Annotated in this window: 14 protein-coding genes; 2 read left to right on the forward strand and 12 right to left on the reverse strand. The window is 67.9% G+C overall.

The features are described from left to right. Positions 1-9: 9 nt before the first annotated feature. The 6 genes from B7P44_RS15535 to B7P44_RS15560 all read right to left on the reverse strand — a co-directional run bounded on the left by B7P44_RS15535 (position 10) and on the right by B7P44_RS15560 (position 8334). A complete protein-coding gene (locus B7P44_RS15535; protein ID WP_084905602.1) occupies positions 10-3240 on the reverse strand; it encodes an error-prone DNA polymerase in 3231 nt (1076 codons plus the stop codon). 6 nt (positions 3241-3246) lie between these two features. Further along, positions 3247-4725 carry a Y-family DNA polymerase gene (locus B7P44_RS15540; protein WP_084905604.1) on the reverse strand — a complete coding sequence of 493 codons (1479 nt, stop codon included), beginning with the start codon at positions 4723-4725 and terminating at the stop codon, positions 3247-3249. Next, entirely contained in the window at positions 4658-5368 is a 711-nt protein-coding gene (gene imuA, locus B7P44_RS15545; RefSeq protein WP_084905606.1) for a translesion DNA synthesis-associated protein ImuA, read from the reverse strand. The genes B7P44_RS15540 and imuA overlap by 68 nt, the downstream gene beginning before the upstream one ends. A 165-nt stretch (positions 5369-5533) precedes the next feature. Further along, positions 5534-6328, reverse strand: a complete 795-nt coding sequence (locus B7P44_RS15550; protein ID WP_084905608.1) for an ABC transporter ATP-binding protein — start codon at positions 6326-6328, stop codon at positions 5534-5536. Between the two features lies 1 nt (position 6329). Continuing rightward, positions 6330-7226 carry an ABC transporter permease gene (locus B7P44_RS15555; RefSeq protein ID WP_084905610.1) on the reverse strand — a complete coding sequence of 299 codons (897 nt, stop codon included), beginning with the start codon at positions 7224-7226 and terminating at the stop codon, positions 6330-6332. 142 nt (positions 7227-7368) lie between these two features. Beyond that, positions 7369-8334 carry an ABC transporter substrate-binding protein gene (locus B7P44_RS15560; protein ID WP_084905613.1) on the reverse strand — a complete coding sequence of 322 codons (966 nt, stop codon included), beginning with the start codon at positions 8332-8334 and terminating at the stop codon, positions 7369-7371. Positions 8335-8546: 212 nt separating this feature from the next. On the opposite strand from B7P44_RS15560, the gene B7P44_RS15565 reads away from it, so the two are divergent. Further along, entirely contained in the window at positions 8547-8849 is a 303-nt protein-coding gene (locus B7P44_RS15565) for a VF_A0006 family four-cysteine protein (protein WP_084905615.1), read from the forward strand. 68 nt (positions 8850-8917) lie between these two features. Here the strand turns inward: B7P44_RS15565 and B7P44_RS15570 are convergent, their stop codons facing one another. The 4 genes from B7P44_RS15570 to B7P44_RS15585 all read right to left on the reverse strand — a co-directional run bounded on the left by B7P44_RS15570 (position 8918) and on the right by B7P44_RS15585 (position 12800). Then, entirely contained in the window at positions 8918-9250 is a 333-nt protein-coding gene (locus B7P44_RS15570) for a DUF1493 family protein (RefSeq protein ID WP_205128701.1), read from the reverse strand. 230 nt (positions 9251-9480) lie between these two features. Beyond that, the gene (locus B7P44_RS37350; RefSeq protein ID WP_205128702.1) at positions 9481-9699 is read right to left on the reverse strand and encodes an STM2901 family protein; all 219 of its coding nucleotides are present in this window, start codon (positions 9697-9699) and stop codon (positions 9481-9483) included. Between the two features lie 444 nt (positions 9700-10143). Further along, complete coding sequence (locus tag B7P44_RS15580; protein ID WP_084905619.1) at positions 10144-10959, reverse strand: MetQ/NlpA family ABC transporter substrate-binding protein; 816 nt, start codon at positions 10957-10959, stop codon at positions 10144-10146. 209 nt (positions 10960-11168) lie between these two features. Then, entirely contained in the window at positions 11169-12800 is a 1632-nt protein-coding gene (locus B7P44_RS15585; RefSeq protein ID WP_084906723.1) for a methyl-accepting chemotaxis protein, read from the reverse strand. A 190-nt stretch (positions 12801-12990) separates the two neighbouring features. Here B7P44_RS15585 and B7P44_RS15590 point away from each other — a divergent pair, with 190 nt between their 5' ends. Further along, a complete protein-coding gene (locus B7P44_RS15590; protein WP_084905621.1) occupies positions 12991-13281 on the forward strand; it encodes a YciI family protein in 291 nt (96 codons plus the stop codon). Positions 13282-13392: 111 nt separating this feature from the next. Here the strand turns inward: B7P44_RS15590 and B7P44_RS15595 are convergent, their stop codons facing one another. Then, on the reverse strand, positions 13393-14010 hold the full coding sequence (locus B7P44_RS15595; protein WP_084905623.1) for an SCO family protein: 618 nt from the start codon (positions 14008-14010) through the stop codon (positions 13393-13395). Positions 14011-14028: 18 nt separating this feature from the next. Then, positions 14029-14931 (reverse strand): heme o synthase, encoded by a 903-nt coding sequence (gene cyoE, locus B7P44_RS15600; RefSeq protein WP_084905626.1) that lies wholly within the window; start codon positions 14929-14931, stop codon positions 14029-14031. Positions 14932-14938 lie beyond the last annotated feature (7 nt).

Raw genomic sequence — 14938 nt, forward strand, 5'->3', positions numbered from 1 at the left:
CGCGGATTCTCAGTGGAACTCGCGGCTCGACGTGCGCAGGCCGCCGAGCAGCGGCGTCAGATCCTCGAAATGCTGCGCGACGAGGTGCCGCACGTCGCTCACGACCTGCCAGACGCCCGACGCCGCGAGCAGCCTCGAATCGAGCGTCTCGCGGCGCTGCCGCGCGAGCAGCTCGGGCCGGACGATCAGGTTCACGCAGCCCGTTTCGTCCTCGAGCGTCATGAACATCACGCCCTTCGCGGTGCCCGGCATCTGCCGCGCGATCACGAGCCCGCAGGCGCGCGCGAGCCGGCCGTCGGGGCGGTCGCGCAGCTCGGCCGCGGACGACAGCCGCCGCGTGCGCAGCGCGGGCCGCAGCAGCGCGACGGGGTGGCGGTTCAGCGTGAGGCCCGTCGTGTGGTAGTCGGCGAGGACGTCGTCGGCCTCCGACGGCGCGCCGAGCACGGGCATCTCCGCCTCGTCGATCGGCGCGGCCGCGAGCAGGTCGCGCTCCGGCGCCGCGGCAACGGCCTGCCACAGCGCATCGCGGCGATGGCCGGCGAGCGTCGCGAGCGCGTTCGCGGCGGCCAGCGCTTCGAGGTCGCGGCGCTCGAGCTGCGCGCGGCGGGCGAGCGCGTCGACGTTTTCGAACGGGCCGGCCGCGCGCGCGGCCTCGATCCGCCGCGCGGCCGCCTCGCCGAGACCGCGCACGAGCGACAGGCCGAGCCGCACCGCGGGCCGGCCGTGCGGCGGCGCGTCGCCGGGCAGCGCTTCGAGCGAGGCTTCCCAGCCGCTGTGCGTCGCATCGGCCGGCAACACCGTCACGCCGTGACGCTTCGCGTCCTGCACGAGCTGCGCGGGCGCGTAGAAGCCCATCGGCTGGCTGTTCAGCAGCGCGGCGAGGAAGATCTCGGGCTCGTGGCATTTGAGCCAGCTGCTCGCGTACACGAGATGCGCGAAGCTCGCCGCGTGGCTCTCCGGAAAACCGTAGTCGCCGAAGCCCTTGATCTGCTCGAATATCTGCTCGGCGAATTCGGGCGGATAGTCGCGCTCCCGCATGCCGTCGACGATCTTGCGGTGATATTGCTCGAGATTGCCCTTGCGCTTCCACGCGGCCATCGCGCGCCGCAGCTCGTCGGCCTCGCCGGGCGTGAAGCCGGCCGCGATCATCGCGATCTGCATCACCTGTTCCTGGAAGATCGGCACGCCTTTCGTGCGTTCGAGCGCGGGCTTCAGGTCCTCCTTCGGATAGCTGACTTTCTCGATCCCCTGCCGCCGCTTCAGGTACGGATGCACGGCGCCGCCCTGGATCGGCCCCGGCCGCACGATCGCGACCTCGATCACGAGGTCGTAATAGTCGCGCGGCCTCAGGCGCGGCAGCATCGACATCTGCGCGCGAGATTCGATCTGGAACACGCCGACCGTGTCGGCGCGACAGATCATGTCGTAGGTCGCTTCGTCATCCTGCGGAATGTCGTCCATCCCGAACGGCTTGCCGTCAGGCCTGTCGTCGTCGGGCCGGCCGGCCCGCTTCGGCGGCCCGCGCCACGCGGTGACCATGTCGAACGCGCGATGCAGCGCCGACAGCATGCCGAGCGCCAGCACGTCGACCTTCATCAGCTTGAGCGATTCGAGATCGTCCTTGTCCCACTGGATCACGCGCCGCCCGTCCATCGCCGCGTTCTCGACGGGCACGAGCCGCGTGAGCTTGCCGCGGCTGATCACGAAACCGCCCGAGTGCTGCGACAGATGGCGTGGAAAATTGAGCAGCCGGGCGGCAAGCTCGGCCCATGCCTGAATGATGGGCGCGCCGGGATCGAGGTCGACCGACGCGAATTGCTGCAGCAGGTCGCGGCTGCCGTCGAACCAGCGATGCCCTTTCGCGACGCGCTCGATCAGCATCGGATCGACGCCGAGCGCCTTGCCGGTCTCGCGCAACGCGCCGCGCGGACGGTAGGTCGATACGGCGGCGGCGAGCGCGGCACGGTCGTGACCGTATTTCTTGTACAGATACTGGATGACTTCCTCGCGCCGCTGGTGCTCGAAGTCGACGTCGATGTCGGGCGGCTCGCCGCGCTCGCGGCTGATGAAGCGTTCGAACAGCAGCGTGCTGCGCTCCGGATCCACCTCGGTGACGCCGAGGCAGTAGCAGACCACCGAATTCGCCGCCGAGCCCCGCCCCTGGCACAGGATGTTCCGGCTGCGCGCATAGGTGACGACGTCGTAGACCGTCAGGAAGAACGGCTCGTATTTCAGGTCCTCGATCAGTTCGAGTTCGTGCTCGATCAGCTTCACCACCTTCTCCGGCACGCCGTGCGGATAACGCCGGTGCGCGCCCGCCCAGGTTTCCTGCTCCAGGTAGCTGGCCGGCGTGTGTCCGTCCGGCACGAGCTCGAGCGGATACTCGTAGCGCAGTTCGTCGAGCGAGAAGCCGCACGTATCGAGCATCGCGCACGTCTGCGCGATCTCGTCCGACGAGAACAGCTGCGCGATCCGCTGCCGCGAACGCAGATGCTGCTCCGCGTTCGGCGCGAGCGCATAGCCGCACTCCGAGATCGGCATCCGGTGCCGGATCGCCGTCATCGCATCCTGCAGCGGCTTGCACGAGCGCTTGTGCATCGTCACGTCGCCGAGCGCGACGATACGCACGCCGCGCCGCTCGCCCGCCGCACGAATCTCCTCGCGCTGCGCACCGTCCAGCGCGCGCTGCAACTGCACGAGCCCGAGCCGCGCACGCTCGCCGAACGTTGAACGAAACCACGCGACCTGCGCATCGAGCACGTCGGCACGCACCGGATACGCGGGGACAAGAATCGCAAAGCAGTCGGGCATCCCGCGCAGGTGCGCGAATTCCCCGGGCGGCGCCGACAGCATCCGCGACGTCAGCCGGTACGTGCCCTTCGGCGCGTTCATGCGCCGCCACGAGATCAGCTCGGACAGGTTGCCGTAACCCTCGCGGTTCTGCGCGAGCAGCACGAGCCCGAACGCGCCGGGGCCCGGATCGTGACCGGGTGCGACTTCATCGGGCGTCACGTCGAAGTACGCGCCGACGATCAGCGGCAGCCCTTTCGCCTTCGCCGCGACGTGCATCCGCGGCGCACCTGCGAGCGAGCATTCGTCGGTGATCGCGATCCCGCGATAGCCAAGCTCGACCGCCCGCTCGACCAGTTCCTCCGCATGCGACGCGCCATGCAGGAACGAGAAATTCGAGCGGCAGAACAGCTCCGCGTAATCGGGCAGCAACGTGTATTCCGTAGCCATCGCCGCTCACCCGAACAGGCCGTGCAGGAACCAGCGCGGCTCGGACTGGCTCCCCGAGCGTTCCTTGAATACCCAGTAGCACGCGCCAACCTCGTCCTGCGCGACGTAGTAATCGCGTGCAGCCAATTGACCATCGAACCACCCGGCCTCGATCCGCTCGGGCGACGACATCATCCGGAGCGGCGTATGGAATACCGGCCGGTTCTCGCGCATCAGCAGCGGCTGCGGCTCGGCCAGCAGCCACGCGGGACGCGGCGGCGCGGCGGGCGGACCGGCGGCCGGCCGGCCCGCCGGCGCATCGAGCGGCAGCCAGCGGTTCGCGGCCTCGGGCCGGTAATCGGCGACGGGCGCCGCGCGCAGCACGTTGTCCGTGCCGAGCCGCGCGACCAGCAGCTCGATGAGCCGCGCGCGCGCCTCGCGCGTGCCGCCCGGCTCGGGAAAGAGATCGTCGGCCGGCGGCGCGACCGACTCGACGCGCGTGGCCGTCAGGCGCACCGCGATCACCGCGGCGGGCAGCTCGACACGCGCGAGCCGCTCGCCGAGCAGCCGCATGAAGTGCGCCTCGTCGCGCGCGGGCTCCGCGAACGCGAGCTCGAGCGACGTCGGCGGCACCGCCTGGCGGCCGCGCTCGTGCTCGAGGCCGAACGTCATCGCGGCCAGCGACAGTTGCCGCGCGGCGAGCCAGCCGCACAGCTGCACGACGAGCCGCCGCGCGACGAACAGCACGGCCTCCGCGTATTCGACGCGCTCCGGCAATTCGAGCCGCGCATCGAACACCGGCGGCACCGGCATCCACGCGAGCGGCTCGACGGCGTCGCCGTATGCGCGATCGAGCGCGGCCAGCAGCGCAGGACCGCAGCGGCGCTGCAGCCCCGCGCGCGGCAGGCGGCGCAGATCGGCCAGCGTGCGGCAGCCCAGGCCGTCGAACCAGCCCGCGTACGGGCGCGCGTCGGGCAGCAGTTCGCACGGCAGCGCATCGAGCGCGCGGACGAGCGACGCTTGGCCGGCCACCCGACGCCGGCTGCGCGAGCGGGCCGGCACGCGCGCGAGCAGCCACGCCCCACGCCCGGTCGGCGCGGCGGACAGGCGCGCGGCATAACCGAGCGCCGCGAGCGTCGCGCGCACCTGGCGGCACAGCGACGGCAGGCCGCCGAACAGGCGCAGGCTCGGGCCGACGTCGACGACGAGTGTCGCTTCGTCGTCGAGCGCGACGCACGGCGAAAAGCGCAGCAGCGCAAGCGCGACCGCGCGCAGCGCATCGGCCTCGCGCGCCGGATCGCGCTCGACGAGCTGCGTGTCGGGCGCGAGCGTCAGCACGCCGCCGCGCTTCATGCCCGCGCGCACGCCCTGCTTGCGCGCGGCCGCGTCGGCGATCAGCACGACGCCCTGCTCGAGCACCGCACGGCCGGCGTCGCCGTCAGCCGGCGGCGGCGCGCACACGTCGAGCGGCAGACGCGGCAGATGAATGCCGAGCAAGACGCGCATAGCGGCTCTCCACGATGGGCGACGGCAGATCGAGCTCGAGCAGCTCGCTGCGCACGGGGCCGCGGCGCTTGACGATCTCGACCGCCACGCCGCCCGGCGCGGGATGCAGCGCGAGGCGCAGCACCGCGGGCGACGGCTGCCGCGCGGCCGACAGCGGGCGCAGCATCACGAACAGCGTGTCGCCGCCGCGCGCGGCGGCGAGATGCAGGCGCCGCAGCACGTCGGGCCGCGCGTCCGGCTGCCACAACAGGAGCGCGCCGCAACAGCCCGTCTTGAGCGCCTGCTCGGCCGCCCACAGCGCGTCCGCGCGGCTGCCGGCGCGCAGCCACAGCAGCGCGTCGGACGGCACGCCGAGACTCGCGAGCGCGCTCGCGTGCGGCGGCTGCGGCGGCGCGACGAGCGCGAGCGGCCGCTTGCCGCCGACTGCGCGCGCGAGCGCCGGCGCGAGCAGCCGCATCTCGCCGCAGCCCGGCTGCGCGGCCAGCAGTTCGACGAGGCCGCCGACCGGCCAGCCGCCGCCCGGCAGCTCGGCCGACAGCGCCGCGAAACCGGTATCGATCGTGCGCGGACCGCCGCGCGCAAGCTGCGAACCGCGCCAGAGCGTCGGATGCAGGGATTCGGGAGAAATGGAGGATGCGAGCATGACGCCACCCACAACTGTATGGATATACAGTATATGGCAATGCTCGCGCGCCGCACAGCGTCGGCGCGAAACCGGCCTTTCGTCAGAGGAGAAGACGGATCGATAGACCGGCCGACGCAGCGGCGCCTCCCGCGCCGCACCCGCCGGCCAGCCAACGGCTACGCGTCAGCCAAGCAGCAGCGCATCGTCGTCGAGCTGCTCGTGCCGCACCCTCTCGAACATCTGCAGCAGGTCCGGCACGTCGAGCCCCTTGCGCGCATCGCCCGACACGTCGAGCACGACCTGCCCCTGGTGCAGCATCACCGTGCGGTCGCCGTAGTCGAGCGCCTGCCGCATGCTGTGCGTGACCATCATCGTCGTCAGCCGGCTCTCGGCGACGATGCGCGCGGTCAGCTCCAGCACGAACGCGGCCGTCTTCGGGTCGAGCGCGGCCGTATGCTCGTCGAGCAGCAGGATCCGCGACGGCCGCAGCGACGCCATCAACAGGCTCACCGCCTGCCGCTGCCCGCCGGACAACAGCCCGATCCGGTCGGTCAGCCGGTTCTCGAGGCCGAGATTGAGCAGCCGCAGCTTGTCGCGGAACAGCTCGCGCGACGCTCGATCGAGCGCGGCCCTGAAGCCGCGCCGCCCGCCGCGCGCCATCGCGAGCGCCATGTTCTCCTCGATCGTCAGCGCCTCGCAGGTGCCGGCCATCGGGTCCTGGAACACGCGCGCGACGAGGTGCGCACGGTCCCACGCGGGCTGGCGCGTGACGTCCGCGCCGTCGATCGCGATGCGGCCCGCGTCGACCGTCTGGTCGCCGCTGATCGCGTTGAGGAAGGTCGACTTGCCCGCGCCGTTCGAGCCGATCACCGCGACGAACTGGCCGTCCGGAATGTCGAGCGACAGCCCGCGCAGCGCACGCGTCTCGATCGGCGTGCCGGGATTGAACGTGAGTTTCAGGTCTTGTGCGGACAGCATGTCATGCCCCTCCGTTCTTGCGCGCGAACAGCTTCTTGCGCGTCGCCGGCAGCACCAGCGCGATCGTGACGAGCGCGGCGGTCACGAGGTTCAGGTCCTGCGCCTTCAGGCCGATGAATTCGCTGTTCAGCGCCAGCGCGATGAAGAAGCGGTAGACGATCGCGCCGAGCACGACCGCGAGCGTCGTCAGCACCAGCCGGCGCGCGGGCAGCAGCGTCTCGCCGATGATCACCGCGGCCAGCCCGATCACGATCGTGCCGATCCCCATCGAGATGTCCGCGCCGCCCTGCGTCTGAGCGAAGAGGGCCCCCGCGAGCGCGACGAGCGCGTTCGACAGCGCCATTCCGGCGAGCGTCGCGCGGCCGGTGGCGATGCCCTGCGCGCGCGCCATCCGCGGGTTCGCGCCGGTCGCGCGCATCGCGAGGCCGAGCTGCGACGAGAAGAACCAGTCGAGGCCGAGCTTCGCGACCACGACGACGATCGCGAGCAGCGCCGGGCGCAGCACGTAGTCGGGCAGCCACGCCGGCTGCAGCAGGGTGAAGATCGTCGGCTCGGTGATGAGCGGCACGTTCGGCCGGCCCATGATCCGCAGGTTCACCGAATAGAGCGCGATCATCATCAGGATGCTGGCGAGCAGGTCCATGATCTTCAGGCGCACGTTGAGCCAGCCGGTGACGAAGCCGGCCACGGCGCCCGCGACGATCGCAAAGCCGGTCGCCGCGAACGGGTCGAAGCCGGCCGAGATCAGCGTCGCGGCCACCGCGCCGCCGAGCGGGAAGCTGCCGTCGACGGTCAGGTCGGGAAAGTTGAGGATGCGAAACGAGATCAGCACCCCGAGCGCGACGAGGCTGAAGATCAGGCCGATCTCCAGTGCGCCCAGAAACGAGAACAGAGACATGATGGGGAAATCCTGTTGCTTCCCGGCCGGACGGATGCGGCCGGGCGAAGCGAACGAGCGGCCCCGGTAAGGGCCGCCCGTCCGGCGGTTTCGTTCAGGCCCGGGTCGGGGCCTTCAAGCGCGGTGCACAGCCGGCCGCGGCTTACTTGATGACCGTCTTCGCGTCCTTGACGAGATCCTGCGACAGCGTCACGCCCTGCTTCGCGGCCGCCCCCGTGTTCACGAACAGCTCGAGGTTGCTGCTCGTCTCCGACGCGATCGCGCCCGGCTTCTCGCCCTTCAGGATGCGCGCGACGACCTTGCCGGTCTGCCGGCCGAGATCGCCGTAGTTGATGCCGAGCGCCGCGATGCCGCCGCGCTTCACGCTGTCGGTGTCGCCCGCGACGAGCGGGATCTTCGCTTCGTTCGCGACCTTCACGAGCGCTTCGTACGCGGACACGACGTTGTTGTCGGTGTTCGTGTAGATCACGTCGACCTTGCCGATCAGGCTTTTCGCGGCCGGGCCGATGTCGACGGTGCGCGGCGCGGCCGCTCCCTTGAGCGTCATCCCCTGCTTCGCGAGGATCTCCTGGAGCGCCTTCACGACGACGACCGAATTCGCTTCGCCCGGGTTGTAGACCATGCCGACCGTCTTCGCCTTCGGCACCACGCGCTTGATCAGCGCGACCTGGCGGTCGAGCGGCAGCTTGTCGGACACGCCCGTCACGTTGGTGCCCGTCGGGCCCCAGCCCTTCACGAGCTGTGCGGCGACCGGGTCGGTGACGCCCGAGTAGACGACCGGCACGCTCTTCGTCGACGCGACGACCGCCTGCGCGGCCGGCGTCGCGATCGCGACGATCACGTCGGGCTGGTCGCCGACGAACTTGCGCGCGATCTGCGCGGCGGTGCCCGTGTTGCCCTGCGCGCTCTGGTATTCCCACTTGAGCTTGTCGTCGCCGAAGCCTTCGGCCTTCAGTTCCGCGCGCACGCCGTCGCGGATCGCGTCGAGCGCCGGGTGATCGACGATCGACAGCACCTTGACGGTCTGCGCGTGCGCGGCGCCGGCCAGCGCCAGCGCGGCAACGCCGGCCGTGATCGAACGGATCGCGAAAGTCTTGAAACGCTTCATGAATGTGTCTCCCCGTATTCTCGGTTCTGGTTGAGGGTGTCTCCGCCGCGGCCGGCGCCCCTGCAACGGTGCGCGGCGGCGAAAGCGAGCATACCATTTCCGCAGACCACTTCCTGACCGTCCGCTTACGCACGCCGGGGCGGCATGGCCGCCGGATGAAGCGGCGCCGATGCGCTATGCTGGTTGCAGCTATCCGACCGACGGGAGGCAGCATGTCGTGGACTGTTCGCTCGCTCGCCAGCGTCGCACTGGCGATGCCGGCCGCCGCGTTCGCGCTGACCGACGGCTACGCGCAATACGACGAATGCGTGCTGCAGTCGTTGCGCGACAGCTGGAACCCCGCGGCGGCGCGCCTGATCCGGCAGTCCTGCGACGCGCTCTACCTCAACAACGCAATGCTGCTGCCGCGCGAAAGGCGGTATTACGAATGCATCCTGCAGTCGCTGCCCGGCGTGCGGGACAACGTCGCGATCCGGGAGATCCTGACGATCTGCTCGCGGCGCGGCGAGATGTGAGCCGGCCTCGCCAATGAAAAGGGGCTGCGCGATGCAGCCGTCAGGTCGTAGACAAACCCGGTGAGCAGTCAGTCGTAAAGCCAGCGCCCTGCTTTTGCCGATGTGATCAGCATTCGAACGTTCAAATCCGGAACATGATGAACCACTTTTTTCTTGAACGGATTGATCAAGTCAAAGAATGAAAAATCATCTTCCGGGTAATATTTTTTTATATCGAATCCACTCACATCAACATTAAATTCCGCAGAATATTCCCGCATCATCTCTTCGACCTCTGCAGCATTGAAATCCAGGTCGGTATCCAGATCGGTATTTTCCGTTATGTCCGCAGCCCTTGATAAAATGTAAAATCCGGACTTTTTCCTTACAAATTCAATCACCCTACCCTCAATATCTACCATAATCTATCACCTTCCCTTGCGACTCTATTGTAGTGACTCACCGCCTTGTAGGTGATAATAGAAATATCGCTTGCAAGAATTACCCAACCAAGCACGGGGATCGTTCTCCCTACAAAGGTTCCGATGTTTCTAACCAGTCTGATTTTCAAGTTTCGCACTGGCCCGCCCACCAGCGTTGGTAATTTTAGGCCCAAAGGGAACTGAGCCTTCTGAAAAATCCTTCTTGAGTATCAGCTTGCACGCGAGGTTCCTTTTATCGCTCCGAGTGGCTTTGTCCTGGTCGACAAATTGTTTCCACCAAGCAAAATCATTCCGACCGACGCCGCGTCACCAACACCCAACTGATTCATTGTTTCGTCAACCATGATCCAGAAAAATAACTCTCCGGCGCTCAGGTTGCTCATCCCATAGCAATGGTAGCCACCATTCAATTCCACAACGGCATTCATTCAACATCCTCGCATGTGATTTTTCGAACTGCCTTCGAAAGGCTAGCGAAGATTCCCTGACTACTGTGCCGATAAATTCCCGCCAATTTCTTGATCCCCCCTCGGCATCGGCGGTGGACTATCGCTTGAAATTCTTGTTATTTGACTCAGCGGGAAGAACTGGCGCGGGCGGCAACGTGGCGCCGAAGCAGGAACGGACATACCGGTTTTGCTTTCAAGCGACGGCGCGGAAGCTCGATGCCAATGTAGCGGACCGTTACCAAACCTCGTTATCGACGACGTACGAGTGCAATTGCGGTTCGTTATTTTCGCCTCGCTCTTGCAAATAAAAAACACGTGACAGCCCGAGCGAGCAACGCCTGCACGGCGGCAACAGAACACCATCCACCGCAAACAAAAAAAGGCCTGCACGCGTGCAGGCCTTTTTCGATCAACGGATCACGTTCAGAACGACGCGACCATCGAGCCCTTGAACTGCTTCTTGATGAACTCCCTCACTTCCGTCGACTGGTACGCCTTGACCAGCTTCTTCACCCACGGCTGGTCCTTGTCCTTCGCGCGCACCGCGATCAGGTTCGCATACGGGCTCGTCAGCGATTCGAGCGCGATCGCGTCCTTGGTCGGCTGCAGGTTCGCGGCGATCGCGTAGTTCGTGTTGATCACGGCCGCGTCGACGTCCGACAGCACGCGCGGCAGTTGCGCCGCGTCCAGTTCGGAGATCTTCAGCTTCTTCGGGTTGTCGGCGATGTCGAGCACCGTCGCGTTGTTGCCGCCCGTGCCCGCGCCGGCCTTCAGCTTGATCACGCCCTGCGCCTGCAGCAGCAGCAGCGCGCGGTTCTCGTTCGACGGGTCGTTCGGCACCGCGAGCTTCGCGCCTTGCGGCAGGTCCTTCAGCGCCTTGAACTTCTTCGAGTAGACGCCGATCGGCGAGATGTAGGTCAGGCCCGCGCTGACGAGCTTGTAGCCGCGCTGCTTCACCTGGCTGTCGAGGTACGGCTGGTGCTGGAAGCTGTTCGCGTCGAGGTCGCCCGCGTCGAGCGCCGCGTTCGGCTGCACGTAGTCGTTGAACTCGATGACCTTCACGTTCAGGCCTTCCTTCTCCTTCGCGACCTTCTGCACGAGCTGCCACACTTCCGCATCCGGACCGGCCACCGTGCCGACCTTGATCACCTTGTCCTCGGCGTGCGCACCCGCCGACATCGTCAGCGCTGCGCCGGTTGCCAGCACGGAAAACACTTTCAGGAGACTGCGACGCTTCATCTGTTTCTCGCTTTCTTGCTAACTAAAAAAGGGCGCGATGCGGGTATGTCCCGGCTCGCGGGAAAGGGGCAAATGGTGTCACAGGATCAGCGGGAAGTGAAATACATCCCGCTCATATGGGTATGCCCCACGCGCAGGCCGGCACACGGCGGAGCAGGCTGTTAGTTGCATCTCCATGCACGGCCCGCCAGCCCCGCGTCGCACCGATGTTACGCGGGCGTCGCTTCGACCGCTGTCGCCGTCTCTTCGCGGAACACCGGCCCGGCCGCCGGCCGGGCGCGCGCCGCGCCGGCGTCGCCGACCCGGAACGCCCCCACCGCGTCGCGCAGCCGCGCCGCCTGCTCCTGCAGCGACGTGGCGGCCGCGGCCGCTTCCTCGACGAGCGCCGCGTTTTGCTGCGTCACCTGGTCCATCTGCGTGACCGCGCGGCCGACCTGCGTGATGCCGCTCGCCTGCTCCTCGGACGCCGCCGCGATCTCGCCCATGATGTCCGTCACGCGCGCGACCGCCTGCAGGATCTCGCCCATCGTCGTGCCGGCCTGGCCGACCAGCGTCGAGCCGTTGCGCACCCGCTCGACCGATTCGCCGATCAGCGTGCGGATCTCCTTCGCCGCGGTGGCCGAGCGCTGCGCGAGCGTGCGCACCTCGCCCGCGACCACCGCGAAGCCGCGGCCCTGCTCGCCCGCGCGCGCCGCTTCCACGGCGGCATTCAGCGCGAGGATGTTGGTCTGGAACGCGATCCCTTCGATCGTGCCGATGATGTCCGCGATCTTGCGCGAACTGTCGTCGATCTCGCCCATCGTGCCGATCACGCGGTTCACGACGTCGTGCCCGGCGCGCGCGATGTCCGACGCGTTGTTCGCGAGCCCGCTCGCCTGCCGCGCGTTGTCGGCGTTCTGCTTCACGGTCGCGGTCAGCTGCTCCATGCTCGCCGCCGTCTCTTCCAGCGACGCCGCCTGTTCCTCGGTGCGCTGCGACAGGTCGTCGTTGCCGGACGCGATCTCTCGGCTCGCCGACGCGATCGATTCGGCCGACTGGCGGATGCCGCCGATCGTCGCCTGCAGGCGATCCTGCATCGCGTGCATCGCCGCCATCATGCTCGTGCGGTCGCCCGCGCGCACCGGCACCGGCTGCGTCAGGTCGCCCCCCGCGATGCGCGCCGCGAGCGCCGCGGCCTCGTCCGGCTCGCCGCCGAGGCTGCCGCGCACGTTGCGGATGATCACGACCATCGCCGCGGTGATCACGAGGCCGATCACGAGCACCACCGCGAGGTGGCCGAACAGCGTCTCGTAATAGACCGTATCGATGTCCTTCACGAACACGCCGCTCGAGATGTTCCAGTCCCACGGCGCGAAGCGCGTGACGTAGCTGATCTTCGGCACCGCGGTCTCGCTGTGCGGCAGGCGCCCGCGATATTCGGCGAAACCGCTGCCGGTGGCCTTCGCGGCGTTCAGGATCGTGACGAACAGCGGCTTGCCGTCCGGGTCCTTGTAGTCGCCGACCTGCGTGCCGACCAGCTTCGGCAGCGTCGGGTGCATCAGCACGACCGGCTGCGAATCCATCACGAACACGTAGCCCGACTCGCCGTAGCGCATCGCGGCGAGGCTCGCGAGCGCTTCGCGCTTCGCGTCGGCCTCCGGCAGCGTGCCTGCCTGCGCGAGCGCGTGGTACGACTTCGCAATGCCGGCCGCCGCCTCGACGAGGTTCGCGATGCCCTCCTTGCGCTCGGCGAGCATCGTCGCGCGCGTCTCGAACGCGCTCCATGCGCCGACGCCCAACAGGCCGATCCATACCAGCGCCAGTGCGAGCCACAGCTTGCGGTTCAAACTCATTCTGCTCATCGTGCGTGCCTTGTTATCGATGTCGATGGGTGACGCGACGCGCGCGAACGGCCTGCCGCGCGGAGTCGATTGCACACGTAATGACGGCAGCGACGCTTACAACTTGAATGCAACGCGACACGCGAAGCGGCCTGTGCTAAAAGATCGCCGTGCCGGCGCACCGCGTCCCGGCGACATTCCGAGGCCACCCATGTACGTCATCGACATTCACTACACCGCGCCGCTCGACCGCATCGACGACGCGCTCGAACGCCATCGCGCGTATCTGCAGCCGCTGCTGGACCAGGGGATTTTCATCGCGGCGGGGCCGAAGGTGCCGCGTGACGGCGGCATGATCCTCGCGGCGCGCATCGATCGCGACGCGCTGGAAGCGCTCCTGCAGACCGATCCGTTCGTCACCGAAGGCCTCGCGACCTACCGCGTGACCGAATTCCGGATGACGCGCGCGGCGCCGGGCGTCGTCCTGCCGGCGCTGCCGTGACGTGACGCGCCGCCGCCTGCCGGGCGGCGGCCTGCGCATGCAAAACGAGGAATAGGCGGGAAAAGATTAGAGAGAAAACGCGGGACGGCGCGCGCCGCCCCGCGCTGCGGCTCAGCCGAGCAGCAGCTTCAGGTCGTGCACCCACGGGCCGGGGCCCTGGCCGTCGCGCACGAAGAGGCGCAGCCTGCCGTTCGTGTCGAACACATAGCTCGCGGCGGTGTGATCCATCGTGTAGCTGCCGGGCGCCTTGCCCGGCACTTTCGCGTAATAGACGCGGAAATCCTTCGTCACCTTCTTCAGCTGCGCTTCGTCCGCCGGGCGCAGGCCGACGAACGACGGATCGAACGCCGGCACGTACTGCCCGAGCAGCGCGGCCGTGTCGCGCTCCGGATCGATGGTGACGAACAGCACCTGCACGCGCTTCGCGGCGTCCGGCCCGAGCTGCTTGAGTGCCTCGGACAGCTCGGCCATCGTCGTCGGGCAGACGTCCGGGCAATGCGTATAGCCGAAGAACACCACGACCGCCTTGCCCTTGAAGTCGCCGAGCGTGCGCACCTTGCCGGCCGTGTCGGGCAGCGAGAAATCGCTGCCGAACTGCGTGTTGCCGGTGATGTCGAGATTCTGGAATTTCGGCGCGTTGTCGCACGCCGCGAGCAGCATCGCCGCCGCGAATGCGCAGCCGAGCATCCAGCCTTGGCGCGCGCGGCGCCCGAACCATGAACGAAGCATCGTATTCAAACCGTGCGGTTACACGCCGAGCAGCGGGCGTGCATAGTGGTCGACGAGCAGCGCCGCGAACAGCAGCGACAGGTAGACGATCGAGTAGCGGAAGGCCTTGCGAGCCAGCTCGTCCGAGTACTCGCGGTGGATCTTCCACGCGTACGCGAGGAACACCGCGCCGAGCAGCACCGCGCTCGTCAGGTAGACGGCCCCGCTCATGCCCGAGATGAACGGCATCATCGTGACCGCGAACAGGATCACCGTGTAGAGCAGGATATGGAGCCGCGTGAACTTCTCGCCGTGCGTGACGGGCAGCATCGGCAGGCCCGCGTTCTCGTAGTCCTTGCGGCGGTACAGCGCGAGCACCCAGAAATGCGGCGGGGTCCACACGAAGATGATCAGCACGAGGATCCACGCGTCGCCGGGCACCGCGCCCGTCACTGCGGCCCAGCCGAGCGCCGGCGGCATCGCGCCCGACGCGCCGCCGATCACGATGTTCTGCGGCGTCATCGGCTTGAGCAGCAGCGTGTAGATCACCGCGTAGCCGACGAAGGTCGCGATCGTCAGCCACATCGTCAGCGGGTTCGTGAACGTGTAGAGCGTCCAGGCGCCGGCGCTGCCGAGCACGCCCGAGAACAGCAGGATCTGCGCGGTCGTGATCTCGCCGCGCGCGGACGGACGCCACGCGGTGCGGCGCATCATCGCGTCGATCTTCTGCTCGACGAGGCAGTTGATCGCGAACGCCGCGCCCGCCAGCAGCCAGATGCCGATGGTGCCGCCGACCAGCACCCGCCACGGCACCATGCCCGGCGTCGCTAGGAACATGCCGATCACCGCGCAGAACACCGCGAGCTGCGTGACACGCGGCTTCGTCAGCGCCATGTACTGCGAAAACCGGCTACCGGGCGATTGGGAAAGGGTGCTTTGCATGGGGACG

It is taken from the genome of Burkholderia ubonensis subsp. mesacidophila (genome assembly GCF_002097715.1).
Lineage (GTDB): Bacteria > Pseudomonadota > Gammaproteobacteria > Burkholderiales > Burkholderiaceae > Burkholderia > Burkholderia mesacidophila.

Coding starts and splice junctions, on each gene's coding strand:
- imuA (WP_084905606.1), bottom strand. CDS start 5,368: ATGCTCGCATCCTCCATTTCTCCCGAATCCCTGCATCCGACGCTCTGG.
- B7P44_RS15565 (WP_084905615.1), top strand. CDS start 8,547: ATGTCGTGGACTGTTCGCTCGCTCGCCAGCGTCGCACTGGCGATGCCG.
- B7P44_RS15560 (WP_084905613.1), bottom strand. CDS start 8,334: ATGAAGCGTTTCAAGACTTTCGCGATCCGTTCGATCACGGCCGGCGTT.
- B7P44_RS37350 (WP_205128702.1), bottom strand. CDS start 9,699: ATGAATGCCGTTGTGGAATTGAATGGTGGCTACCATTGCTATGGGATG.
- cyoE (WP_084905626.1), bottom strand. CDS start 14,931: ATGCAAAGCACCCTTTCCCAATCGCCCGGTAGCCGGTTTTCGCAGTAC.
- B7P44_RS15550 (WP_084905608.1), bottom strand. CDS start 6,328: ATGCTGTCCGCACAAGACCTGAAACTCACGTTCAATCCCGGCACGCCG.
- B7P44_RS15590 (WP_084905621.1), top strand. CDS start 12,991: ATGTACGTCATCGACATTCACTACACCGCGCCGCTCGACCGCATCGAC.
- B7P44_RS15535 (WP_084905602.1), bottom strand. CDS start 3,240: ATGGCTACGGAATACACGTTGCTGCCCGATTACGCGGAGCTGTTCTGC.
- B7P44_RS15595 (WP_084905623.1), bottom strand. CDS start 14,010: ATGCTTCGTTCATGGTTCGGGCGCCGCGCGCGCCAAGGCTGGATGCTC.
- B7P44_RS15555 (WP_084905610.1), bottom strand. CDS start 7,226: ATGTCTCTGTTCTCGTTTCTGGGCGCACTGGAGATCGGCCTGATCTTC.
- B7P44_RS15580 (WP_084905619.1), bottom strand. CDS start 10,959: ATGAAGCGTCGCAGTCTCCTGAAAGTGTTTTCCGTGCTGGCAACCGGC.
- B7P44_RS15540 (WP_084905604.1), bottom strand. CDS start 4,725: ATGCGCGTCTTGCTCGGCATTCATCTGCCGCGTCTGCCGCTCGACGTG.
- B7P44_RS15570 (WP_205128701.1), bottom strand. CDS start 9,250: ATGGTAGATATTGAGGGTAGGGTGATTGAATTTGTAAGGAAAAAGTCC.
- B7P44_RS15585 (WP_084906723.1), bottom strand. CDS start 12,800: ATGAGCAGAATGAGTTTGAACCGCAAGCTGTGGCTCGCACTGGCGCTG.